The sequence below is a fragment of the Okeania sp. SIO2F5 genome (assembly GCF_010692685.1).
GTDB lineage: Bacteria > Cyanobacteriota > Cyanobacteriia > Cyanobacteriales > Microcoleaceae > Okeania > Okeania hirsuta.
Genome location: NZ_JAAHGU010000019.1, coordinates 33,191 through 58,637 on the forward strand (window position 1 = coordinate 33,191; position 25,447 = coordinate 58,637).

A 25,447-nucleotide genomic window follows, 5' to 3' on the forward strand; every position below is an offset into this window, starting at 1 on the left:
ATGGTGGGGTTTTTTTTATTAAAATCTACAAAATTTTCATATATTCATCCCAGATATTATTTAGTTTCTACCAAATATCTTATAGCCGCATAAAACTATAACACCTTTTTTGGACAAAAAACATCTATTGAGATTATTTTCATACTAAAATCTTGGGATGAACCTTTCAATAACTAATTTAGTACCGATGATTTTACCACTTTTTTAACTTCTGCCAAGACTAACATTGTTAACTGTTCCGGAGTAGATTTAGGCTCTACATGAATATGAACATCTGCATTAGCATAAAGTGGCCGTCGTTCCTCTAAAAGAGCCTGAAGTTTACCCAGAGGGTCTCTATCCTGAAGCAGAGGTCTAGTTTGATCACCCTGTAAACGACTATGCAATACCTCTATAGGCGCATCTAACCAGACGACAATACCATGCTGTAAGTAGCTCCAGTTAAAATGGTTCAATACAATACCACCACCTGTTGCAATAGTCAAATTTTTATAACTAGATACTTGTGCCAATACATTTGTTTCCAACTGCCGAAACGCTGCTTCACCATCATCAGCAAAAATTTCATTGATAGACTTGCCAGCAACTTGAGAAATCAAATTATCCGTATCTAGAAAACGATATCCTAAGTTTTGGGATAGCAGCTCTCCCACGGTTGTTTTACCTGCCCCCATCATCCCAACTAGATAAAGATTTACTCCTTGTAAGAATTTCTTATTACTAACATTCATAAATTACTGTATGAAAAAAAACGATTAAACAAAAGCCAAACTTATTTTGGATCTTCTGACTGATGATCTTTGTCAGAAACTTGATCATCTTCTTCCTCTTGAGTAGGCATAGATGTATTTGCAGGAGGAGGAGTAATTATCCGATAATCTGCATCATAAACAGATTCAGTTTGACCAACACCTGAACTGCTACTATCACGATAACCATAAGAATATACAGAACCAGACCAAGAACCTGTTTTTGGCTGTTGTTCTGTTTCATGATTTTTAGTAGCACTTTCATTCACAGATTCCTGTATTTTTTCTGAACCTTGCTCCTCTGTGGTGCCATCCCAAGAACGATTCACCCTGGGAGGTCTTGGTTGCCAATCATCATAATTTTCATTTTTCTTAGCTGGTTCTGAATCTTTATTCAAGTTAAAAGAGCTTTGAGAATCTAAAGTTACTTGAGGTTGTGAAGCATCCCAAACTTCCTCAGTTCGATCTTGATGATGAGACTTTCTAGAACGAGGTCTAGCAGGTTGTAAATTCTTTTTTAACAAGTAATTTGAAAGTCCGAAAATACCATAAATCAACAGGTAAGTAATCACACCTGCAAGAAAAGCACCTAAAATCCATATAGACAAAGGTAGAGGTATAGATCGTAACCCCAAAAAAGTTAAAGACAAATTAGAAGACCAATTTTGCCAAGAAAATAAGGCCAACCCAACGATTATCAAGATTAAAACTACTAACAATAGTAAATTCCGAGATCTATTCATGGCCTATCCACCGTTTTATAGGAACACAATCTAAACCAAATTGGTCTAGGGCACGAGCTACAACAAAGTCTACCAAATCCTCTATAGTTTGGGGATTATGATACCAAGCTGGGATTGCTGGGACAATTCTTGCTCCTGCTTCTGCTAGAGTAGTCAAATTTCGTAAATGAATCAAGCTAAAAGGTGTTTCCCGAGGCACCAATATTAGTTTACCACCTTCTTTTAACTGTACGTCTGCTGCACGCTCCAGTAAATCTGAGCTGAATCCAGCAGCCAACTTACCCACTGTTCCCATGCTGCAAGGAATGATAATCATCCCCTTAGTTCTGTAGGAACCACTAGCAATATTAGCCCCTATATCTTGCCAAGCATGACAACACAGTTTACCGTTACTTTCTTCTCCTGCTTGCTCTCGCCAGAATTTTTCTTGTCTAGCTGCTTCAGCAGGCATTTTAATATTTTGCTCTGCTTGCCAGACTGAGTAGGTAGCTTTTGACGCTACTAAATCAATAGTGTAATTGGATGCTAACAAAAATTTAATAGTTCTGACAGCATAAATTAGTCCTGATGCTCCTGTAACTCCGATCGTTATCGGTAGTTGCGGAGTAGAAACAGAATCATTCATTTTCAATAAATAATTTACAGTAGGTGGTAGTTATACCGTTTCACTCAAGTCAGAAGTCAAAATTCAGAAGTCAGAAGTGACCTTAATGGAACTTAAAATCTGGCGTTGCTGAATGGTAATGATTTTTAGATTAAGTATCAACGCAAAACATAAGTTTTTCAATTTTACCTTCAGCTACTTACTATTACATTTCAGCAACACCTCTTTTTCCGGTGTTGCTGAAATAAGGAATGAAACTGGTGAGTGAGTAGGTATTAATAGTAAGTAAAAATAGCTTCTTTTAACTACTAGCTGCTAGCTACTGACTACTAATAAATCACACAATCATTCAGCAACACCTTATATTTTCGGGTAGGTAGGATACCCACCCCACTTATATTCATCCCGCCCTTCAGCAACACCGAAAAAGATAATTAATATCTATAAGGATGACTAGGGGGTGAAAACTCATCATCATCAAAAGCAACGCTACCACCACCCACTGCAACTAAGTCAATTTGCTGGCGATAATAATCAACACTTTTGACCTGTACTTCTACCATATCACCCAGTCGATACTGGTTACGATTTTTCCGTCCCACAAGGGTTTGTTGCCGAGAACGATATTCATACCAATCATCTTTGAGAGAGGATACATGAACTAAACCTTCTACTCTGAAAGTTTCTATTGACTCAGAGGAAATCTCAATTTCTACAAAGAAACCGTAAGACTGCACCCCTGTAATCAAACCTTGGAACATTTGTCCTGTGCGTTCCTTCATCAATCCAGTTTTAATTAATCCCTCCAAGTCTTCTTGAGCATCCTGTGCAACATTTTCTCGTTCTGTTAAATGTACAACTACTGATGTTAGTTGTGCTTCCAACTCTTGCTGTATTTCTGGAGGTAGAACATTCCAGGTGATTTTGCCATGACAAGAAGAGTGACTGAGTTCTACACCTTCTTTGGAGCGACTCGAACGGCGATCGCGTCCTTCATTAAAGATGGTATGTAATACTCGTGAAATCAGCAGGTCAGAATATCTGGAAACTGGCGAGATACAATGAACATAACCATGTTGCAATGCTAGTCCAAAATGGGGTTGAGCTATGGTACTATAAATAGCTGGTTTTAAAGTATCTTCAAGCAAGTATGCCAGCACTCTTTCTGATTTCTTTGCAGTAAATTCTTCAATAAATGCTTGATAGTCAGCAGGTTGCACGTCTTCTTCATCTTCTAGATATAACTCAGCTCCAAGATTACTAGCTAATTTAATAAATTCTTGGATGTCTCCTGGATCTGGAGTATTTTGGACTCGATAAATTGCTGGTACTCCCAGTGCGAGTAAGTGACTTGCTATTGCTTGGTTCGCTAGGACGATTAATTCTGCTACCATAGATCGAGCCGGAAATAGTTCGGGAACTATCATTGCTCCCAATTCTCCCTCATCATTGTAATAGCTTTTTTCATCTGGTAAATTTAGATCGAAACCACCTCTTCGTAATCTTGCATTGCGGACTGCTTGACTGACATGATTGAGTTTATTAATTGTATTATCAATTTGATCTGAGGCCAGATTAGCTAATTCCTCTGTATTTCCATTGATAATTTCTTTGGTCTGTTCATAGCTAAGATGATCGTCTACCTTGATGACACTAGGTTCAATTTCAAACTCAACTATTTGACCATTTTTATTGACCGTAACTAGGATTGATATCGCGAGTCTATCTTTTTCTGGTAGTAAAGAACAGTAATCACTTGATATTATCTTTGGCATTATCGGAATTACTGTATCCCGCAGGTATATACTAATACTTCGCTTACGAGCTTCTTTGTCTAGTTGTGAATCTGGTTTAATAAAGTATGCTACATCAGCAATATGAATTCCTATTCGCCAATAACCGGAGGAAGTTGTTTCTATGCTCAGAGCATGGTTAATGTCTTTCTTATTGGCATTTCCAAAGGAAACTGTCAGCAGTTCGCGCAAATCTAATCTATTTTTTTGATCAGCCTTTGTCGAGTGCTTAACCAAGGACTCAGCTTCTTTGAGAACAGCATCAGAAAAAGACCGGGGCAAGTCATGTTTGCAACATACTATATCCATATCGTCTGCTGCTTCTGCATCTGAACCTAGAATTTGAACTACTTTTCCTATTGGACGTTTTTCTCCCAGGGGATAGCGCAATACTTCGACATGGACAAGGTGATCGATGGCATTCGCTAGGTCAGGACTTTCTGGTACTAGGTCTAGTTCAAATAGTAAGCGATCGTCTAGGGGAACTGCCCGATAATAGGGTTCTCCATTATGTCCATTTATCTGTTTGATTCTGGCTAACAAGGAGGGGTTAGCACGTTCTAAGATTAATTTTACTTCTCCTTCTGGACTCCGACGACGACTGCCTTCTTTGATGATTTTGACTAAGACGCGATCGCTATTCCAGGCGTTACTCAGATGACTTTCTCGAATATAAATATCTTCAGTTCCTTCTGAGTCTTGTATTGCGAAGCAAAATCCTTTACTGGAACAGCGAAGTTTTGCTTCTACAATTGCCTCTTCAAATAGTCGTCGATAACGACCTTTATCTTTGGCTAAAACTCCTATTTTTTCTAGAGCATCCAAAACAATTTGTAATTTATGGATACTTAGATCGTCTTGACAATCTAGTTTTTTCTCCACTGCTTTAGGAGCGACTAATTTGTCTTCACTAAAGTTTGCTAGGAGTGTAGCGATGGAAAATTTCATGCAGCGTTTTATCCTTTTTGTTATCGGTTCAGCTATCCTATAAATTAGTCTGTCTTGACTGTCTCACCTAGATAGTCGTCTTAATCAGCTTTCCCTAGTTAAATGCTTAATGGCCCTCTTAAGCTAATTTTGGCAAGACATTTACTGAGTAGAGTTATTTCATCGTAGACAAAACTGCCCAGCTATCTAGTATTTACCACTATCTTTGCTACTTTTTGTGAATGTATTAGGATAAATGGCTTGTACTTTTTTGTCTTCACAATAGTTTATGGGAAACTTATTCTTTTTTGGTGATTCAGGTCTATGGACGTGCGACTAATTTAATCGTTTGTTTATTCTATAAGAAAAGGTAACCAACTTTGGACTGTATTGTTTTTGACACTCCCTCGGCTGTTGGCGTAGCCTGCCGTTAGGCATAGCGCGGGGAATTCTTTGTTCTACGACCCAAGTTGCTGAGGCAGGATTTCTCCAACCTCAGTAGTGCCTGAATCTCCCAAAGCGTTTGACTCATTGAGCCAAGTTCCGATGTGCCCCATCGTACTTAAGGCCGAATTCAGGATATTGATGGCCACATTGTGGTCGCGGTCTAGAATACATCCACATCGACAAATATGGGTTCGAGTGGATAATGACTTTTTGACTGTGGTGCCACAATTTGAGCATTTTTGGGTCTTGTATGCAGGATTAACCGCAACCGTTACTTTGCCAAACTTTGGCCCAAAATACTCTAACCATTCTTGATGCAGTCGCTCATGGGGGAAACCCCCAAGACCGCGCTGCATCGCTTTTCTGAATTGATACCAACCTGCATCATTAATAGACTTGGCGAGACAGTGGTTTTTCACCAAGTTCTTAATCCTCAAGTCTTCATAGGCTACCACATCGTTAGATCGGATGACGCAACGTGCCAGTCTCTTGGCATATTCTTCACGTTGCCTACTTATTTTGAGGTGTACTCGTCCCAGTTTATTAATAGCTTTCTGGCGGTTGGTACTGCCTTTCTGCTTACGAGAAACGCGACGCTGATAGAACTTCATTCGCTTCTCGCTTTTTCTGTAGAATCTTGGGTTAGGCTCTCTATTGTCTTCTGAATCGGTGTAGAACTCTTTGAGTCCAACATCTAAACCGACGTTATGCAATGTCTGTTCACTCTCAACTTTGATATCTACACTAATACAAAACTGACAATAATAGCCATCAGCTCGTCTGACCAGTTGCACCCGCTTAATCTTCTCAACTGGATAGAATGCTAAATCCCACGTCCCCATCAGTTTAAGCTTGCCAATCCCTTTTCTGTCGGTGAACTCTATGTGTTTAGGGTCTTGCAACTTCCAACCGGATGTTTTGTATTCGACAGAGCGAGTATTTTTCTTGAACTGTGGATATCCTTTCTTTCCTGGGATGTTTCTGTTGGAGTTCTCAAAGAATTGAGCAATGGCTGACCAGCACCTTTTTACAGATGCCTGACAAGCATGGGAGTTTAAATCTTTGACGAAGGGATACATTGCACGCAATTCGGTATTGTACCGATATAGCTCTTTCCTGCCCGCTCCTGGATTATCCATCCAGAACCTCAAGCATGAATTTCTGACAAATTGCCCCGTCCGGATTGCCTCATCAATACCTTGGTATTGATTCAGTTTTCCTTTGACTTTAAACTCGTAGACTATCATAATATATGAGGCTAGTTTTGGGAGGGGTATATTGATATTTTAACACATTCAGCTAGATTTCTCCAACGCCGGTTGAGGTTCACCGTCCTTCTAGGACAGGGCTTGAGACCAGCTTTTTTTGGTCAATGAAATAGCTCTGAAGTTTTGGGCAAATGTACTAAACTGGACTTTTAACTCGATCTAGGTTTCACTAAGTAGACAATTATGTTAGAACGTTTTCGAGCTTGTTACCCCACAGGTTGCTTAATCTCTGAGTTAATTACTATCCATAATGGTAAGTATGTGGTTCGTGTCCTAGTGCAGGTCAATGGTCAAACTTTGGCCAGTGGGTTAGGGGCGGCTGATACTGTGGAGTTGGCAGAAGACCAAGCTAGAAAGCGATCGCTTGCTATTCTTCCACTTGATAAATCTATTTCTACACCTCAAACTTCTGTTCAATTTTATCCTACTCAATCTGTTAGTCCTCCTCCATCTGTCAGTCCTCCAACACCACAGACTAATACTTATATAAACACTTATTTAGAAAAAGAAATAGAGGAAGTACCACCAGCAATATCGAATTTAGATACTAATGAGATTCCTGATAGTTCAACTGTTTTGTCTTTAGATGTTAATGAGGTTCCTGATAGTTCAACTATTTCGTCTGAGTTGGAAAAATCAGAAATTTATACCCCGGTGGAAAAAGAGGAATTACAAGTAGTAGAATCTAGTATTAACTATGATGAGATTCCCTATCGTATTCAAAATCCGAGTGAATTTGATAATAGTTGGTTAGAGACTGACTATGGTACGGAACAGAAGGAGGAAAAGATTGATGAGGCGACAGAAACATTAATAAGCTCTGGAAATGATAATGATATAGATAGTGAAATAACTACATCAGAATCTATAGATTCATCAGTAGAAATTGCTCAATCAATTGATAATAATGATGAAAATTATTCACTAAGTTCATCATACGATGTATCTAATGAAAATGTTAAGATAGACATTTTGATTGATAGTTTAGGCTGGACGAAAGAACAGGAGCGAGATTTTCTCGAACAAAATTATCATCAAAAAACACGCCAATTTTTAACAACAGAAGAATTATTCAATTTCCATCAATATTTAGATATACTGCTGAAAGTGACAAAAGAAAGTAAACATCAGGGATGGAAGCTTAAGCAACAACAAGATTATTTAGAATATAGTCATAATAAAGAATCTTTAGAACAGTTAAGTGTAGATGAGTTACAAAGCTTTTTGGAGTATTTAGAAGTATTTGGTAAAACTACTAATGAAATTAAGCGTCTAGGTTGGAGTCCAACAAAAGGAAAAACTTATCTCAAAAAAAACTATGGAGAGGAAGGGCGTACACGTCTTTCCTTTGAAAAATTGCAAGATTTCTTACAACATTTAGAAAAGTTAGATACGCCTTGAAGAAATAAGGAATAATCAGGAATAATCAGGAAGAAGGAAGAAGAAATAAGGAATAATCAGGAAGAAGGAAGAAGGAAGAAGGAAAAAATGGATGGGGACTCAAACCCCAACCAGTTGTAAACATCCTGTAGACTGCTGGGTATTCAACCCAAAAGAAAAAGACAAAAATTTAGTGATAATCAAGAAAAAATTGGTTAAGAATTAGAGGGGTTACGGTTATAAACTTGGTCAATTAAGCCGTACTCCATTGCTTCTGTAGCTGACATAAAAAAGTCTCTTTCTGTATCTTCTGCAATTTTTTCTATGGGTTGACCTGTGTGGTCTGCTAAACAGTCATTCAGGTATTTTTTGAGGTATAAAATCTCCCTAGCTTGAATTTCAATGTCTGTGGCCTGACCTTGTGCTCCACCTAATGGTTGGTGAATCATAATTCGAGCGTGGGGTAGACTCATTCTTTTGCCTTTTGTTCCTCCACTGAGAAGAAATGCTCCCATACTGGCGGCTATTCCCATACAAATAGTACAGACATCGGGGCGAACGTGTCTCATGGTGTCATAAATACCCATCCCTGCACTGACCGATCCACCAGGGGAGTTGATATAGAGATAAATATCTTTTTCTGGGTCTTCTGAATCTAAATATAATAATTGGCCGACAATTAGATTGGCCAGATCGGAATCTATGGCTTCTCCTAGATATATTATGCGATCGCGTAGAAGTCTAGAATAAATATCGAAGGCTCTTTCGCCACGGCCAGATTGTTCAATAACGGTTGGAATCATATTTTTTAAGTCAAAAGTTAAGTGTCAAAATTTTTGACATTTGTATATCTTAGCGATTCTGGTTGAAGTTTAGCAAATTTATTAGGAAGTCAGGTAAGGTTTATTAGTATTTAGGCAGAATTTAACCAGACAATTGCAAAGATAAAATAGTGGATATTTTTTTTACTTTTCATTCTTATTTTGACAATATTTATAGATATTTTTTTGTTTGAAATTATTTTTTTGACATTAATATATTAAGGGCAATTATGGTTAAGTTTTAGCTAATTTATTGGGAATTAAGGTAAAGTTTATGGTAGTTATGCATAGTGATGGTATATGTAGCAATACAGTTCAGTTAAGGATTTTTTTGGCAGTTATGTAATCTCAAAAGCTACTCTAATGGTTCCATAGCTTATGAATTTTTATCTTATCTGTTTGCGCAGCATTCCGTAGGAAACTGTATTGGTATATGTAGATGAAAAATGGCGCTTCATAGGAGCATCTTGCTTCTACTGTTCTTCCCCTTGAGCAAAATAATTACAATGCACGACTACCAAGTTTATTAGTATTTAGGCAGCAGATTATAATACAATGACAAAGCTAAAATAGTGCATCAATGCTAGAAATACAACTAAATTAATTAGTATTCCATAGACAGTCAGGATATAAGTTGATAGTTTGAGTTATTTTTTCTGTGATTAAATTTATGGTTTTAACCCATTCCTCATAATTGGAAACTTTATAGACTTTCATGCTATTAAGTCCGGTAGCATCAGTATTGTAAAGTAAGGGTAAGGAATAAGGAAGATGGAAGATGGAAGAAGACTTAAAAGGCTGAAAAAAACTTAAATTTCCTGTAGATATTCACCCTGGGGTTTACACAAACGATAATGTGCGGACATGATATGAAATGTTGTCAAACTTAAGACTTTTTAGTTCTACTTGAAAAAACTCTTTAACGTAGAAGTTGGGAAAGATTGACTTTGCGAGTTTCATCAATTTATACTTGTTCTTAAATAGCTATATTTTTTCAGGTATATCGGTAAATTTAAAATGTTTTTACATCCAAATGATAGGAACTTTCAGAGGTAGTGTAATTTCAGTTATCGGTTATCACTACCTCCTGCAATAAGGAGGCTTGACATCAGGAATATTATCGTTTTTTTATCCCTTTAAAAAGGGGAGGCTTTAGACCACAATTTTTCGGTAAAGACTCGGATTATCTAATTGTTTAACTATCTCAATGCCTCGCTCTTCAGTAATTATATTTGTACCGCTTTTATATTACTAGATCGACTAGGTTAAAAATTTGGTGTAACTTATGAATATATCAACCTATTTATTGACTGTGATAAATTCACTTAGGTCTGAATCTATGATGTTTTTAATTTCCAGAAAATTCTCCTCTCTAGTTTCTATAAACAAGATGCCAAAGATAGGATATTGTTTGTAATCTATCTTTCTTAACTCTAAGGGTTTTTCAAAATTTGCTAGCAATTTATCATAATTAAATGATGTAATCTCACTGACATTTTTTCCAGTGGAATTATCTAACCCAACCATGCTAAATAACTTTCCCTCTTTTTCTTTTAAAATTTGACACCAATCTGGTTTTTTTTTGATAGTAAAAATATAAGTAGGGGTTAAAACCATAAGCTAAGAAAGATAAATCTGCGGTAGTACACCAACCACCAAATCGAATTGGATTTACTTCAATAGGTAATAAAATACCATTACTATTTCTTCTCAGCTCAATATGTACTGGAAAGTTTTTTACTCTAGCAAAGTCACCAATTTTTTCTAGAAAATTTGTCAATTCCTCAAGGTTACTTTCAATAATTTCTTTGAATAAACAATAAACTCTTTGACTGACACTATTATCTGAAGAAAATATATGCTTAAAAATTCCTAGGATAACTGGTTTGCCAATGGAATTATAATAAGCATCTACAGCAAATTCTTCACCATCGATATATTCTTCAATGATCAATGAATTGGTGTTCAATACACTTTCAGGATATAAGTTTTTAGTTTGAGCTATTTCCTCTGTGATTAAATCGATGGTTTTCACCCATTCTGAATAATACCAATTTGAAAAAATAATGTTACGGATAATAGGGGCAATTAAAATACTTTATAGGAGATGTCTCTTGGACTAAAAAGATAAATTCAGACCTAAAAACTTCTATTAAAGGCATTGATTCTGACTCCTGACTCCTGAGGACTGACTTCTATAGCGCTGTGCGCAGCTCATCTGGCAACAGGCAACAGCTCATCTGGGGGAATAAATTGCTGATAATATAAGACTTTTAGCTATTTGGCCTTTCCTGCAATTTGTAAATATACTAGCGCTCATTGCTATCAGAAATATCCTAGCTATTTGTAGCAAACATTTATAAAATTGGTATAACTGGAAACTTTATAAACTCCCATGCTAAAAAAGCCAGTTATTGGTTTGAGTATAAATGGTAGTGGAATTTGATCAAATTCAATTCTTTTGAGGTCTTTTGTAGGTATCTCTCTGAAGTAGAAGTTGGGAAAGATTGATTTTGTTAGTTTCCGGAATTTATACTTATTCTTAAATAGCTCTATTTTTTCAGGAATCTCACTGAAATGTAAATGTTTTGATATCCAATAATAGGAATTTTCAGAGGTAGTGTAAATAGTTTGATTATCTAATTGTTTAACTATCTCATGTGAAAAATTTATCATTTTCTTTGTGGGTTTAATACCCCACCGTCAACGGGGGTGTTCACGCATTACTTGGGGGAGCGAATCCCCATGTAATTTTCCTCCTGTCTCCTGTCTCCTGTCTCCTGTCTCCTTCTTCAATCTACTACCGATATTTGTAGCTTTTTGTGAGAAAAAAAAGGTACACATTTAGTGTTAACCTTTCAACTATCAGCTTCATTACCGAAAAATTGTGGTCTAAAGTCTCCCCTTTTAAGCTATCCCTGATCAGGAACTCCTGAAAACCTTGTGGGGAGCAGGGGAGCAGGGAGCAGGGGAGAAGGGAGAAAGAATCATAGTAGATAGGAAAAACTACTTAAGTTATCAAAAAAAATGTACTTTTTCATACACTTTTTCTCTCACAAAAACCTTTGAAAGACTTGTACATAATTTGTCTATAATGTCTACGTTTTATGTGAAGAAAGATGTTTATAAAGCATTGCCTTTTAAGGGGATAAAAAAAGAGAATATTCCTGATATCAAGCCTCCTTATTCCAGAGGTACTGTTAACGCAGTACCTCCGGAGGAGGCTAACTGATAACTGAAATGACCCTATCAAATCATTTTGAAAGTTTATCCTAACTCTAAGCTAGTCACACCAAAAATATTTGTCCAATCAATATTTGGTTCTCGACCGGAATACATTCTGACACATTCAAAAACAGATTGCATTTGATAATTTTCAACTAAATTAATAGCTTGTTGATTAATATTAGGAACATCAATATAAACATTTTGATTATCCGAATAACTACACAAAGCTAAAAATAACTTTTCTGCTATTTCTTGGTTTTCGGCAAATATAGGACCTATCTTAAATCCTTCTTTGGCTTTTCTAATAACACCATAACCAACTAAATTTCCATCATTAATTATTCCATAACCTTTACCATTTGATTGATTAATCCATGCTTTGAGAAAATTAGGACGGTCGGCAGGAAAATAAAGGCGATCATAACTACAAAGTTTCTCAAAATTAATAGTCTTTAAGTCTTTGACATCTTGAGATATTTCACCAGGAATTATTCCCTGATAACGCAGATGACTATGAGAAGTTTTAAAGCCAGATTTACGGTAAGTATTAACTTGTTCCAAAACACCATCTAAAGCAGCAGATTGATGATTAATTAACTTGAAAGCTTCCTGCCAAGTTTTTAAGCCAAATCCTTTTTTTCTCCATTCAGGTTTGACAATATAAATACCAATAAAATTAAAGTTTTGACTATATCTAACTACAGAAATACAACTTATTGGTTCCCCGTTTAATTCTCCAATTAAAAAACCTTGAGGGTCAGCCACATAAAAATTATTAACATCATCAATTCCAGGATTCCATCCTTCATTATATGCCCAACTTATAGCTAATTTTAAGTCAGCTAGAGTCATTGGACGAACTATAAAATTATCTTGGTTAATACTCATTTTCAAATTTACCTAAAATATCTCAATTTAAACTTTTTTAAATAAGCTACAGTTAGAGCATTCAATCATATTGAATACCTGACTAATACCATTTATCAAAAACTTTTATACTCTATTTGAATCCTAAATTTTTGGAGACGGAATGCTGCATTTAGTTAAACCTTAAGAAACCAACCTCGACGATACATAAATTCAGAAATTCCCCACCAAAATAATACATTCACAATAGCAAAAATCAAAGAACCATTAAATGAACCAGCCCAAGATTGAAAAAATTGTTCATATATCCATGTCTTAATAGTAGGAGAACTTTCAACCATACTAATTTTGTTATAAATCATTAGTCTAGCCAAAAATCCAGAGGCTACAAATATAAAAATGGCATTTAATCCCATCACCTCAAATGGCCGTCCCCATTTTTGCCAACCTTGGACTTCGATCGCTTCATAACAAGCGGCCAGTAAAATTAAAGCCCATCCGCAGGTAAATATTACATAAGAACTTGTCCATAAAGCTTTATTGATGGGAAAAAATAGTCCCCAGATATACCCCACTACTAAACAGCTAAGACCGAAAATGACCAGATTTAAGCTAGTGCGACTTTTGATTGGTTGATGGTTGAGCCATTCCCCTGCAAAGTAACCAATCAAAACGGTTACTATAGCAGCTAAAGTGCTAAATAGACCTTCTGGGTCGTATGGTTTTCCGGCCCACAAATGTTGTTGGGTAAGAATAAGGCGATCGATATAAGCAGCAAGATTTCCTTCTGGGGAAAGGTCGCCAGCGCCATAACCGGGAACGGATATTAATTGCATGGCTATCCAATATCCAATTAGTAATACGGCGGCAAGTCCATAAAGTTGTTTTCTCGAAAGGTTAAGGATGGCGATCGCTGCAAGGAGGTAGGCTAAACTAATACGTTGCAATACTCCCATAATTCTAATATTAGCTAAGTCGTAATTAGGAAAGCCGTTTAGTAGTAAACCTAAGAGGAAAAGTATGAGGCATCGCTGCAAAATTCGCCGATAAATTTGTGGAGTTGTTTGGTTTTTATCGGTGTATTTTGACAGAGAAAAAGTCATTGCTACACCTACGATAAATAAGAAGAAGGGAAATACTAAATCGGTGGGTGTACAGCCATGCCATTTTGCGTGAAGTAAGGGTGAATAAACATAATTCCAACTGCCTGGGTTATTAACAATAATCATACTGGCAATTGTAATGCCACGAAATACATCTAGAGATTTTAGGCGCATTTTTTATTTCGGTTTTGATAGTAGGAAATTATACTACCGCGTTTTGATTCTTATTGGCACTACACTCCCAATTTGTATTCATAAATATCAAAAAAATAAATTCTATAATTTTCCAGCTATAGCGTTTTTATCTGGAATGTGGAAGCCAAGTGCTATTAAAAAAGGTATAGGGAATAGTCAAGGAGTTCATCAATTGATAATGAATAATGAATAATTACCTCTGGTTATGGTTAAAACCGTTACGGAATTGAATATAAGGAAATCTGATTTTTTTTTATCCTTAAAAGGAAAGGCTTTAAAGCAAATGGATTAATTATCAATTGTTAATTATCCATTTTAAAAAAATATTAAATAGCAGCAAATACCAGAATATCAGATACTCAAAACAGCGCTTTTTTTTATCAAAAATTTCAATCTATAGCCATAAGATTTGAGTTGTGAGATATTGGAAACTTTTAGGGAACACCGGATCTAGTAACAGGGAACAGATAAGAATAAAAAAATGTATCATAAACGTATCATGTCGATATAATCATTGCTATCTTATATGCTTTTAAGGAACACCTCAATTCTCAAAACTGATTCCTGATTGCTATATATTTACATCTTAAATAAAAACACTATATAAGTAGTTATTTCATATTCTCTTTTATAACTATGGCGATCGTCAATATTAAACCGTTGTAATACTTCACCAAAAACTTAGTTTTCAAGCCTATGTCTATTCAAAAAACATCTTGATTATTTTTCAAGCTATTGCACTTAATAGAAGCAGGAAATATCAGGAAATATATTACCAAGGTTAGTTCTTATTCCTTTAAATATAGGAATAGTGAGGTCTCAACTATTAGCAGAATTGAGACCAAATGATAGCATAAAAATTAATTTTTTAATTTATGGCTAAAGCTTACCTATTTACCAATTTTAGCTATAGAGTTTCTCCAGTTACTGAGGTACATTTGTTTTTCTTTTTTCTACTCCCTACTCCCAAAAATAAACGAATTTTGTACCTCACCTTTATTGGAAATTGCTATATAAAATAAGTAGCTTTAATCAGAAGGTACATATTTTTTTGCTGCATTCAAGCTTTGTTTATTTAGTTGCGGCTTAAATTACCTTATTGAGGTACTTCTTTGTCATATAAATCAAACTCCTGTGGCGTTCCATTTAATTCAGAGATAAATTTTTCATATAACTCTTGATTACCATTTTCTACATCCCATACTTCATCCACCCAGGTGAGTAAAAAAGCTTCGATTTGATTAACTTCACCATCATCTTTTGTAAAAGATCCCTTACGCAATCTTTCTCTCACTCCATCGCTATTAGAGAGGAGATGCTCTAAAATATCTTTAGATACAAAATCCAACTTATTTTCCACATGTGGGTAAGCTTCAAGAACTTCTTTGATTAGGAGGTCGAATACTTCTTTGTGAGTTATTTTTGCCATGATTAGAACAATTTTTAATTAGTTTTATTTAAAATAAGTTTTTTGGAGAGGCTTTCCCTATATCTTTGTCTTTTTTTAATATTCAATAGATTAAGTAATTTTGCTTTACTCTCGTTGTTAATGCTATTGAAAATATCAAAATATGTAATTAATTTTGCAGAAGTACTTAACTATTTTATTATTGATATTCAGTAACTATTATATTTTTTTATTGAGATAATTTTTAGTTGTCATATTGCTGGACAAATAAATTGATTTAAAATTCAAAAAAAGGTATACTTTAGATAAGTAATAAAAAAATATTTAATTAAATAATTAGACCTTAAAAATTATTCTTTTTTGAGAAGGTAAATTTAACTATGGCTAGCAGTAAAACTGGTATCGAATGGACGGACAAAAGTTGGAACCCTACAACAGGTTGTGATAAGATTAGTCCTGGTTGTACTCATTGTTATGCGGAAGCAATTACAAAACGTTTTACTAATAATTTTCCTGATGGGTTTGCTTTGAAACTTCATCCTGAGCGTTTGAATCAACCTTTAAGTTGGCGTACTCCTAGTAGAATTTTTGTTAATTCAATGAGCGATATTTTTCACGAAGATGTTCCTGTTGATTTTATCAAACAAGTATTTGAAATAATTGGCAAAACCCCTTGGCATATTTATCAAATTTTGACGAAAAGACATGAACGTTTAGTTGATGTAGCACCTCAATTAGAATGGCATGAAAATATTTGGATGGGTGTGTCAGTGGAAAGTCAAAATTATGTTCATCGTGTAGATTATTTACGACAAGTACCTGCTAATGTAAAATTCCTTTCTTGTGAACCACTTTTAGGTGATTTAGAACTTAATTTAACAGGTATTGATTGGGTAATTGTAGGTGGTGAATCTGGCAATAAATATCGTCCGATGAAAGAGGAATGGGTAAAAAATATTTATGAACAATGTCAGGCTGCTAATGTAGCTTTTTTCTTTAAACAATGGGGAGGTAGAACTCCTAAAGCTTCAGGCAGAATTTTAGATGGAAAAGTTTGGGATGAAATGCCGGAACTGTGGAATAAGCATCAAAAAAAATGGAGAGGATACAAGGTAGAATCTAAGGGTAAATCCAGAAAAAAAAAGATTAATGTTTCGATGGGAATATAACTTTTACTTTATCTCCAAATGTATTTTTTTTACGCTTAGATGGTTCTGCAATAATCTGACTTTTAGTTTCTAATTTTATTAGAGCATCTTTGTAATTTTTTTTGATATATCGTTTGCCTACATGATGTTGATTATAGATATCTATCATTGTAATTGTCTGACCCGAAAATTCATTTAAAAGCATATTTTCCAACTCATCAAGTGGTCGGGATAGTTCAAAAAGTAAAGGTTGATATTTTGTTGCAGGATTATACTCAAAAATTGGTACACCTTGTTCAGAAGATGAACTTTCCTTAGCCATAATTTCTTTCATAATTGAGTATCCTCGAATATGCTTTGATATGAAAATAAGATGATGGCTAGTTCTAGTTCCTTCAACATTTTTAAAGCAAAAAGGTAAGACATATCCGCTACCAATATTTTTCAGTTCTTGAGATATATTTTCAATGATATTTAATTCTCTTTCGTATGGCTGCATTTCTTTAAGTTCTTTTTTAAGCTGATTAAATCTCTGTTCACTAAACAAGGCTTTCATGTGTTTTTCTACTGCCTGATTTCCTAATCCCATATTTATTCTGTTGTAATTAAAGAAGAATATACAATCACAACCCCAATCTTTAATTACTGAACCTATTAGTTCACGAGATATACCTTTATAACCCCACGGATCGATAAAAAATAGTGTAGGTACTAAACTAATTTGTTGAAATGCTTGAACAACTTCTTCTCCTACTTCCGTATTGAAAATTCGTGGTTGATATTTTAATGTTTCTATATTTTCGAGAGAGTTTATTGCTTGCTGAAGTGAATCTGTATTATCAGAGTTTTTATCGTTAAAAATAGTAATTAATCTCTCTCGCATATCTTCTTCAGCAATAGCACGTTCTAAAATTAGTAATGGTGTAGATTTTGAACCATCTTGATAACGACCAGGTCCAGAAAACAGATCAATATATGCAATATCTTTGCCCCATTTTTTAGCTTGCGGTATTATGACCTTTGCCCAAGCCCAAAAATATTTAGCTACAATTTCAGCTTTAACTAAAGATGTTTCTCTAGATTCATCAAAAAAAAGAATTATTTGTCATATTCCTACACTTTAAAATATCTAGTAATTATCGCTCTATTTTAATACTTATTTAGATATTGTTCTTATTGGTAAAATTAAGTTTTTGTTAAACCCAGACAATATTTCCACTCGAATATTCTTGAACAATAAATTCCTTTGTTTGATATAGCAATCCTGAATAGGTTGTAACATTTTATCGTAGCGGTTTGCTCTCCAAATCCGATTTTCCCTTGGATTTGGAGACCATTTTTTTGCACAAATCATTTAGGATTTCTATAGCTGATAGCTGACGACTAAATGCTTTCTAGATTTGTTTGTTTAGCCACAACTTAAATCACCTTATTGAGGTACCTCTTTGTCATATAAATCAAACTCCTGTGGTGTTCCATTTAATTCAGAGATAAATTTTTCATATAACCCTTGGTTACCATTTTCTACATCCCATATTTCATCCACCCAGGTGAGTAAAAAAGCTTCGGTTTCATTAATTTCACCATCATCTTTTGTAAAAGAACCTTTACGCAATCTTTCTCTCACTCCATCACTATTAGAGAGAAGATGCTCTAAAATATCTTTAGATACAAAATCCAACTTATTTTCCACGTGTGGGTAAGCTTCAAGAACTTCTTTGATTAGGAGGTCGAATACTTCTTTGTGAGTTATTTTTGCCATGATTAGGACTGTTTTTAATTAGTTTTGTTTAAAATAAGTTTTTTTGGGAGGCTTTTCCTATCTCTTTGTCTTTTTTTAATATTCAACAGATTAGGTAATTTGGCTTTACTCTGATTGTTAATGTTATTTAAAATATCAAATCATGGGATATTTAGATAATATTTATAGCTTAATGCTGAGATGAAGATATAATTATTAATTGTAGTAGTATATAGAAAATATTTTCTCAGTTTTTACAGGGTAAGTATTCAGCTATTAGCATTCAGCATTCAGCTTTTCCTGTAAGGTTAGCTGACACCTTTTTTTTATAAGTTTTAATTCTGCTTGGATAGTAATTCCTCCTTCCAAGATAACGAGTTATAGTGGTTTTCATTAACATAGAATACAGCTATTAGGTCTGTAATTATTAAACTTCAAACATACTTATATTTTGTCTGTAGTCTACCTTTGTGAAAACCGCTAGAATAACTCATAGTTGACGGCTGTTTGCGCAGCATTCCTCAGGAAATGCTTACTTGACAGGAACGTATTTTTCTTCCTTTAAAATATGAACAAGCTCAAAATATTCTTATTAATCGTAATAATATCAGCTTTGATTAATCTGCCGCTGGTAGTAAAAGTTCAGGGTTTTACTACAGTAGATAACCCAGAGTTAGTAGGACTTTCTGCAGTCAAACTCAATGCTTTAACAGAAGATATTCAAAACTTTGTAGACACTGGAAAAATTGCTGGTGCAGTAGGTTTAATTGTCAAAGATGGCAAGATAGCTTATCGTCAAACTTTTGGGTTTAGCAATCTGGAAAAAAAAATTCCAATGGTAGAAAATAATATTTTTCGGATGGCTTCTCAAACTAAAATTGTCACTGGTTTTGCTACTTATTTATTGGCTGAAGATGGGTCTATAAAATTAACTGATCCGGTTTCTAAATATATTCCCTCTTTCGCTAATATGGAAGTTCTAGTACGAGGTAATTCGGGAAGTGGAAATGATTATACTACCACCCCTGCAAAAAATCAGATTACCATTGAGCAATTACTCAATCATACTTCGGGAATATCCTATAATTTCCAGAATCAACCAATTTTATTTCCCTTATTACAAGCTGCTAATATTTCTGATGGTCTTTCAACCACTTCAGGAACTATTGGCGAAATGGTAAATCGTTTAAGCAAAGTTCCTCTAGCTTTTGAACCAGGTACAGATTATCTTTATGGTCTTAACTCAGATGTTTTGGGTTATCTAATAGAAGTTGTTTCCCAAAAACCTTTTGATCAGTTTTTGGCAGAGCGAATTTTTACTCCTTTAGAAATGGATGATACTGGGTTTTTTGTGACTAAAAATAAATTAAATCGTTTGGCAGTTACTTATACTCCAAATGCCAATGAAAATTTAGAATCTATAGGTGAGAAAACTAGAGAATTAAAACCTGGTTTATTTATTGATGAAGCTTATCCTTATCTTACAGGAGATACTTATTTTTCAGGAGGTGCTGGTTTAGTTTCTACTCCTAATGACTTTGCTCGTTTTTTGCAAATGCTACTTAATGGGGGAAATTTAAAGAGTAAAGATGGGCAGCAAATGGTAAAAATAGCTAATCAAGAAACCATTGAAAAATTTCTCTCTATTCGTCCTACAGATCGATTTAAAGATCGTCCTATAAGTGTGGGTTATAAATATACTAATGGGTTTGAAGTTAAGGATAACCCTGAACTTTATCAGAAAATTATTAAACTTAATTATAATTCTGCTGATGCTTATGCACAACTAGGAATAGCTTTACGAGAAATAGGTAAATCTGAAGAAGCGATCGCTCAATTTGAAAAAGCGATAAAGATTAATCATAGACATATCAAAGCTTATGCTCATCTGGGTTTAGCTTTGCAAGATGTAGGTAAAAAGTCTGAAGCTGAGTCTATTTTTGACTGCTCAGAATTAGTAGCTAAATACCAGTTTGCCAATGTAGAAGGATGGGAGATTTTGGCAGCTTATAATAGTGACTTGAAAGATTACATTGTTCGACATCCCACTCTTTTAAAAGACCGACCAGGTAAACCAATAAATAGAGGTAGTCAAACTTACGAAATTTTTACAGATAATACTTCCGTAATGGCAGAACTGAAGCAAAAAATTAATCATTACCTCTTTAATTATTTTAGTCGTTTCACTGCTAACTCTAATGATCAATTTTTCCATAATTTACCCTCAGACTGGAAGCTCAGTGATTGGGCGGTTATTTTAGAGTCAGAAGGATTTCAAAACTCTCATATTCATCCTGAAAGTTATTGTAGTGGCGTTTATTATATTCAAGTTCCGAATAGTATAAAAGAAAATCATCATGGCTCTGGTTACTTAAATTTTGGTACTTCTTTTCCCTGAGAATTGGATATGGCAAAAAAAGAGAAATATACGATTCAAGCAGAAGCAGGATTATTAGTAATTTTTCCTTGTTATTTTTGGCACTCTACTATTCCATTTACTGGAGATAGCAAACGAATTTGTATTTCATTTAATTTGATTCCTCTAGATAGGTAGATCAAGAAAAATATGAGGTTTGGGAAAACACTTCATCTTTTAGGTAGAGGCGAGTTTAAATATAAATCAATTTTCCTCATGTCTCAAATAAAATAATTATGGGTCTGGTTATTGAAATTTTCCTACTTCCTTTCCCTCAGAGTAAGACATGAAAAATCAACAGAAATATCTGATTCAGTCAGAAGCAGGATTATTAGTAATTTTTCCTTGTTATTTTTGGCGCTCTACTATTCCATTTACTAGAGATAGAGACCGAATTTATATTTTATTTAGTTGAATTCCTTGAGATGGAAAAATCTCAATATTTGGCAAAATACTAATCATCTATTAAGTAGGGGCGAGTTTAAGAAATCAATTTTTCCTTATCCTCTCTAACAACATAATTCTGGAGTAGGTTACTGAAATTTTCCTACTTCTTTTTCCTGAGAGTAAGACATGAAAAATCAACAGAAATATCAGTGCAGACTAGAAGTAGGATAATCAGTAATTTTTCCTTGTTATTTCTGGCACTCTACTATTCCATTTACTGAAGATAGTGACCAAATTTGTATTTCATTTAATTTGGAAATAAATAAAGAGGGAAAGTCTCCCTGAGAATAAGTGCCTTGTGCCTTAGAAGCAGAACCTCTGGACTCTATCTAAATTAAAACTTCGATCAGCTAAGGCGATAGCTTGACTTTCCTACTTCCTTTTGGTTAAGACTCTTGATATACTCTTTTTTAGTTAAAATGGAGAAATGTCGTGGATTTATCGCTAATTCCAGCCCAACCAGAACCAGGACTAATAAATGTCCTGATAGAAATTCCCGCAGGAAGTAAAAATAAATACGAGTTTGATAAAGATTTACAAGCCTTTGCCCTTGACCGAGTACTTTATTCTTCCGTACAATATCCTTACGATTATGGTTTTGTCCCTAACACCCTAGCAGATGATGGAGACCCCCTTGATGGAATGGTAATTATGGATGAGCCAACATTTCCAGGATGCGTTATTGCAGCGAGACCCATCGGAATGTTAGAGATGATTGATGGAGGGGACAGAGATGAAAAAATTCTCTGTGTACCAGACAAAGACCCACGCTACACTGAGGTTAAATCTCTCCAAGATATAGCACCTCATCGATTAGAAGAAATAGCAGAATTTTTTAGAACCTACAAAAATTTACAAAAAAAGGTGACAGAAATACTTGGTTGGAAAGATGTTGAGCATGTAATGCCATTAGTAGAAAAATTCGTTAAAGCGGCAAGCAAATAATATTTATTCCAGTATTTTTTGGAATTACAGAAAATTTAGCGGTAGGTTTTCTAGAGATTTTACTCAAATGAAAACCTACCTCTATTTTTTAAAAAGACCTGTTAACTTTTTAAAAATCCTGAACTTATGGCAAAGGAAGAAGGAAGAAGTAAGAAGGAAGAAGTAGGAAAAAAAGAAGGCTTTAGTTATCTATGAGAGAAGGCTTAAATTTCCTATAGACATTAATGCTCTTGTTTACACGCTCTGCAAGGACACGATATGAGTGAGTTTTTTCTAGGTCAATGCTCCACAAACAGGATTTACCAATATCCTAACTAATTAACATAGTGCTATAAAAATAGAAAAACCTTCTGTCCTCAGCACAAGTGCGTTCTGCTACAAGGTATTAAAATCATAAATTTGAGTTTACTAAAAATTAGTTAGTTCTATTTCAATTTTTCTAAATTTTCTAGAGTAGTCAAATAAATTTATTTGTTGGTTTACAAAAAGAATACCCAGCATACTCAATCTCTGCTGCATACTTATGTGCCACCATATCAACTAATTCAGAATCATAATATTTCCAATAATCTTCTCGATTTGATTTATTACGGACAGGGAGCTGAAAGTTTTCTAATTCTAATATTTGGGATACTTTTCTAAAGTCGTTCTCAAGAGATTCAAAACGCATAACAAAATTAACTTCAGGTTTACTTGACGGTAAACCATTAGTATTTAGATAGTAAAACATTGTTGGTACTTTTTCCAATAAATCAATAAACTCATCTCTGTTCCAAGTTTGGGTTTGACGATGTGGCGAAAAAAAGAAAGAAATCATTATTTCCCAAGGGTTTCTAATAACGGCAAATTTATAAAGAGAATGAAAAACGTCTGGTTGCAAAACTTTATAGTATTCGAGTAAAGACGAGTGTTTGTTTATGTTAGGGAAATTTTTATTTATTACTCCAAATCTATTTACACCATCGTGCAAATCGGTAGGGCAAACAATTTCATCTTCAGAATAATACTTTAGAACATTCTGAATTGAATTACCTGCTGTTTTAGGAATGTGAATAAACAAAAACTTTTTTTGTATGGAAAGCATCTTTAGAATTGATGGAGTAAATATTTTTTTTGCTTGTTGCCATCCTCCGACCCATCTTCCCTATTCCCTACTCCCTATTGAAGAAGGAGACAGGAGACAGGAGACAGGAGACAGGAGGAAAATTACGTGGGGATTCTCACCCCAAGTAATTTTGAACACTCCAGTTGACGGTGGGGTATTAAACCCACAAAGAAAATGATAACTAAAACAAAAAACTATAGCAATCCTATTTAAGTTGTAATATTTTGGTGGTAGAGGCGAATGGCTATTCGCCCGTACAGGAGTCAGGAGTCAGTCCTCAGGAGTCAGAATATGAAAGGTTTTCAGTTCAAATTAACTATTATAAAAATTGTCACAACCAATTTAGGGTTGGTATATTTAGATATATCTAATAATAAAAACTAAAATCAATTATCGAACAGAAATCATCAATTATTTTCCCCTACTCCCTACTCCCTACTCCCTACTCCCTACTCCCTCGACTCTAAAATTTCAGTAAATAAAGCTTCATAACTATTCAAAGCATTTTTAGACCCAAAATTTTCTTCTGCATATTTTCTTCCTTGCTGACCCAGTTGCTCAAGTTTTTCTGGATTTTCATATAATTCTACAATTGCTTGTGCCAAAGCTTGAGAATCTTCTGGAGTAACTACTATTCCACCACCACTTTCATTAACAACTCTGATTGCCGTACCTGTATCTGGAACAGAAGCTACTATTGGACGACCACTAGCAAGAATAACAGGAATTTTTGAAGGTAAATTAAAAGCAGTAACAGTCTTTTTCTGTATTACTAACCCAACATCAGCAGCAGATAACATTTCTGGTAATTTTTCTCGTGGTACTAAAGGGAGCAAAAGTACATTATCTGCTTGATATTTATCGCAACACTCTTGTAATTGTTGACGCGCTTTTTCTTCCCCCAAAATTACGAAACAAATTTCCGATTTTTCCTTGAGACTAACAGCAGCTTTAACTACAGTTTCTAATCCTTGAGTTAGAGCAATATTCCCAGAATAAACAACGACAAATTTATCTTGAAGATTATGTTCCTCTCTAAATTGATTATTTTTATTTAGAGGTCTAATAAAATTCAGGTCTACCCAATTAGGAATACAAACAAGTCGGTCTGGAGAAACCCCTTGTTCAACTAAATTAGTGACAAAATCTTCAGCAATAACGCTAATTTTAGCAGCTTTTAGATAAGCTAATTTTTCTACAGCTTGAGCTATACGTACTATCCAACTATCTTTTTTAACTAATCCAACTCTTACAGCAGCTTCAGAAACAATATCCTGAATATTTAAGACCACAAAAGAATTAGAAAATAATCCGTAAAAACTAACTGGTAAAGAAATTAGTATAGGAGGAGTCGTTGCAAAAATCACATCAGGTTTCCAACCATTAAAAGCTTGCCAAAGACTAGAAACAATAAAACTACCATCTAGCAATAATCGAGCTAAAACCCCTGGTTTAGAACCTTTAATATGGATATAACTACGTTGGACTGTCACACCATTTAGTTCCTCAGTTAAAAAAAACTTACCTTTGTATTCATCATAAATTTTACGTTCAGGATAATTTGGCATACCAGTCACCACACGAACTTGATGACCACGTTTCACAAAACCTTCTGCCAGTTCCGTCATTAAGGGAGCAATACCAATTGGTTCTGGGTAATAATTATAGGAATAAATAAGAATACGCATAGTTTAACTAATTAAGTTAACATTTCGAGTATAACTAATGGAAGATAAAAGCCTGATGAATTGCTATAGCAGTCAAAGGAAAGGTGAGAACATATTAAAAGCTTAAAACTCAGACAACGCAAGATTTTTCTTTCTTTCTTCTCTCCTAGATAACTAAAGCCTTCTTCCTTCTGACTATATTTGAGAATTAACTATATCAAAATCTTTCTTCTTCCTTCTACTATATTTGAGAATTAACTATATCAAAAGAGGTTGACTGTGAACCTATCTCAGTCATCAGATTTTCACTAAAAACTCTAAATATTTTGAGAGTTAAAAACTAAAAATTAAGTTTTTCAAACATATTTTACTTAAACAAATAAGGCTGTTAAAAATAGTGGGATAGGTTTGTATATGTTTCAATCAAAAAACTTGATTTTTAGTT

The 25,447-nt window shown here is 34.6% G+C and carries 20 protein-coding genes and 1 pseudogene; 6 read left to right on the plus strand and 15 right to left on the minus strand.

The annotated features are described in order from the left end of the window. Positions 1-173: 173 nt before the first annotated feature. The 5 genes from F6K27_RS10055 to F6K27_RS10075 form a co-directional block, all read right to left on the minus strand. A complete protein-coding gene (locus F6K27_RS10055; RefSeq protein WP_124144867.1) occupies positions 174-731 on the minus strand; it encodes a shikimate kinase in 558 nt (185 codons plus the stop codon). A 41-nt stretch (positions 732-772) separates the two neighbouring features. Next, positions 773-1,492: a hypothetical protein gene (locus F6K27_RS10060; RefSeq protein WP_287273091.1), complete on the minus strand. Its 720-nt coding sequence runs from the start codon at positions 1,490-1,492 to the stop codon at positions 773-775. Continuing rightward, complete coding sequence (locus F6K27_RS10065; RefSeq protein WP_124144869.1) at positions 1,485-2,117, minus strand: flavin prenyltransferase UbiX; 633 nt, start codon at positions 2,115-2,117, stop codon at positions 1,485-1,487. Before F6K27_RS10065 ends, F6K27_RS10060 begins: the two co-directional genes overlap by 8 nt. A gap of 413 nt (positions 2,118-2,530) precedes the next feature. Beyond that, positions 2,531-4,837 carry a ribonuclease R family protein gene (locus F6K27_RS10070; RefSeq protein ID WP_287273092.1) on the minus strand — a complete coding sequence of 769 codons (2,307 nt, stop codon included), beginning with the start codon at positions 4,835-4,837 and terminating at the stop codon, positions 2,531-2,533. A gap of 437 nt (positions 4,838-5,274) precedes the next feature. Continuing rightward, positions 5,275-6,510 carry a transposase gene (locus F6K27_RS10075; protein WP_287273094.1) on the minus strand — a complete coding sequence of 412 codons (1,236 nt, stop codon included), beginning with the start codon at positions 6,508-6,510 and terminating at the stop codon, positions 5,275-5,277. 204 nt (positions 6,511-6,714) lie between these two features. On the opposite strand from F6K27_RS10075, the gene F6K27_RS10080 reads away from it, so the two are divergent. Continuing rightward, positions 6,715-7,932: a hypothetical protein gene (locus F6K27_RS10080; protein ID WP_287273096.1), complete on the plus strand. Its 1,218-nt coding sequence runs from the start codon at positions 6,715-6,717 to the stop codon at positions 7,930-7,932. Positions 7,933-8,126: 194 nt separating this feature from the next. Here the strand turns inward: F6K27_RS10080 and clpP are convergent, their stop codons facing one another. The 6 genes from clpP to F6K27_RS10110 all read right to left on the minus strand — a co-directional run bounded on the left by clpP (position 8,127) and on the right by F6K27_RS10110 (position 15,554). Then, a complete protein-coding gene (gene clpP / locus F6K27_RS10085) occupies positions 8,127-8,714 on the minus strand; it encodes an ATP-dependent Clp endopeptidase proteolytic subunit ClpP (RefSeq protein WP_287273098.1) in 588 nt (195 codons plus the stop codon). 1,317 nt (positions 8,715-10,031) lie between these two features. Then, the gene (locus tag F6K27_RS10090) at positions 10,032-10,259 is read right to left on the minus strand and encodes a hypothetical protein (protein ID WP_287273100.1); all 228 of its coding nucleotides are present in this window, start codon (positions 10,257-10,259) and stop codon (positions 10,032-10,034) included. A gap of 1 nt (position 10,260) precedes the next feature. Then, positions 10,261-10,767, minus strand: a complete 507-nt coding sequence (locus F6K27_RS10095) for an ATP-grasp domain-containing protein (protein WP_287273102.1) — start codon at positions 10,765-10,767, stop codon at positions 10,261-10,263. Between the two features lie 1,232 nt (positions 10,768-11,999). After that, positions 12,000-12,848, minus strand: coding sequence for a GNAT family N-acetyltransferase (locus tag F6K27_RS10100; RefSeq protein WP_287273104.1), 849 nt, complete (start codon positions 12,846-12,848; stop codon positions 12,000-12,002). A 155-nt stretch (positions 12,849-13,003) separates the two neighbouring features. Beyond that, positions 13,004-14,104, minus strand: coding sequence for an acyltransferase family protein (locus F6K27_RS10105; RefSeq protein WP_287273106.1), 1,101 nt, complete (start codon positions 14,102-14,104; stop codon positions 13,004-13,006). Between the two features lie 1,117 nt (positions 14,105-15,221). Beyond that, positions 15,222-15,554, minus strand: coding sequence for a hypothetical protein (locus F6K27_RS10110; protein WP_287273108.1), 333 nt, complete (start codon positions 15,552-15,554; stop codon positions 15,222-15,224). Between the two features lie 359 nt (positions 15,555-15,913). Between F6K27_RS10110 and F6K27_RS10115 the strand changes: the two genes are divergently transcribed. Further along, complete coding sequence (locus F6K27_RS10115; RefSeq protein ID WP_287273110.1) at positions 15,914-16,702, plus strand: DUF5131 family protein; 789 nt, start codon at positions 15,914-15,916, stop codon at positions 16,700-16,702. Here F6K27_RS10115 and F6K27_RS10120 read toward each other — a convergent pair. Together F6K27_RS10120 and F6K27_RS10125 are read right to left on the minus strand one after the other, a co-directional pair. Continuing rightward, positions 16,680-17,732, minus strand: a complete 1,053-nt coding sequence (locus F6K27_RS10120) for a three-Cys-motif partner protein TcmP (RefSeq protein ID WP_353735962.1) — start codon at positions 17,730-17,732, stop codon at positions 16,680-16,682. The genes F6K27_RS10115 and F6K27_RS10120 overlap by 23 nt on opposite strands. A gap of 378 nt (positions 17,733-18,110) precedes the next feature. Continuing rightward, complete coding sequence (locus tag F6K27_RS10125) at positions 18,111-18,443, minus strand: hypothetical protein (protein ID WP_124147309.1); 333 nt, start codon at positions 18,441-18,443, stop codon at positions 18,111-18,113. Positions 18,444-19,035: 592 nt separating this feature from the next. On the opposite strand from F6K27_RS10125, the pseudogene F6K27_RS10130 reads away from it, so the two are divergent. The 3 genes and pseudogenes from F6K27_RS10130 to F6K27_RS10140 all read left to right on the plus strand — a co-directional run bounded on the left by F6K27_RS10130 (position 19,036) and on the right by F6K27_RS10140 (position 22,230). Further along, positions 19,036-20,976: pseudogene (locus F6K27_RS10130) on the plus strand (serine hydrolase). A 148-nt stretch (positions 20,977-21,124) separates the two neighbouring features. Beyond that, the gene (locus F6K27_RS10135; protein WP_287273112.1) at positions 21,125-21,253 is read left to right on the plus strand and encodes a hypothetical protein; all 129 of its coding nucleotides are present in this window, start codon (positions 21,125-21,127) and stop codon (positions 21,251-21,253) included. A 464-nt stretch (positions 21,254-21,717) separates the two neighbouring features. Further along, entirely contained in the window at positions 21,718-22,230 is a 513-nt protein-coding gene (locus F6K27_RS10140; protein ID WP_287273114.1) for an inorganic diphosphatase, read from the plus strand. 457 nt (positions 22,231-22,687) lie between these two features. Here the strand turns inward: F6K27_RS10140 and F6K27_RS10145 are convergent, their stop codons facing one another. Continuing rightward, positions 22,688-23,314, minus strand: coding sequence for a sulfotransferase family 2 domain-containing protein (locus tag F6K27_RS10145; RefSeq protein ID WP_287273115.1), 627 nt, complete (start codon positions 23,312-23,314; stop codon positions 22,688-22,690). Here F6K27_RS10145 and F6K27_RS10150 point away from each other — a divergent pair. Then, positions 23,304-23,513 (plus strand): hypothetical protein, encoded by a 210-nt coding sequence (locus F6K27_RS10150; protein ID WP_287283970.1) that lies wholly within the window; start codon positions 23,304-23,306, stop codon positions 23,511-23,513. The genes F6K27_RS10145 and F6K27_RS10150 overlap by 11 nt on opposite strands. Before the next feature lie 271 nt (positions 23,514-23,784). Here F6K27_RS10150 and F6K27_RS10155 read toward each other — a convergent pair whose 3' ends face one another. Continuing rightward, positions 23,785-25,023, minus strand: coding sequence for a glycosyltransferase family 4 protein (locus tag F6K27_RS10155; RefSeq protein ID WP_287273117.1), 1,239 nt, complete (start codon positions 25,021-25,023; stop codon positions 23,785-23,787). Between the last annotated feature and the right edge of the window lie 424 nt (positions 25,024-25,447).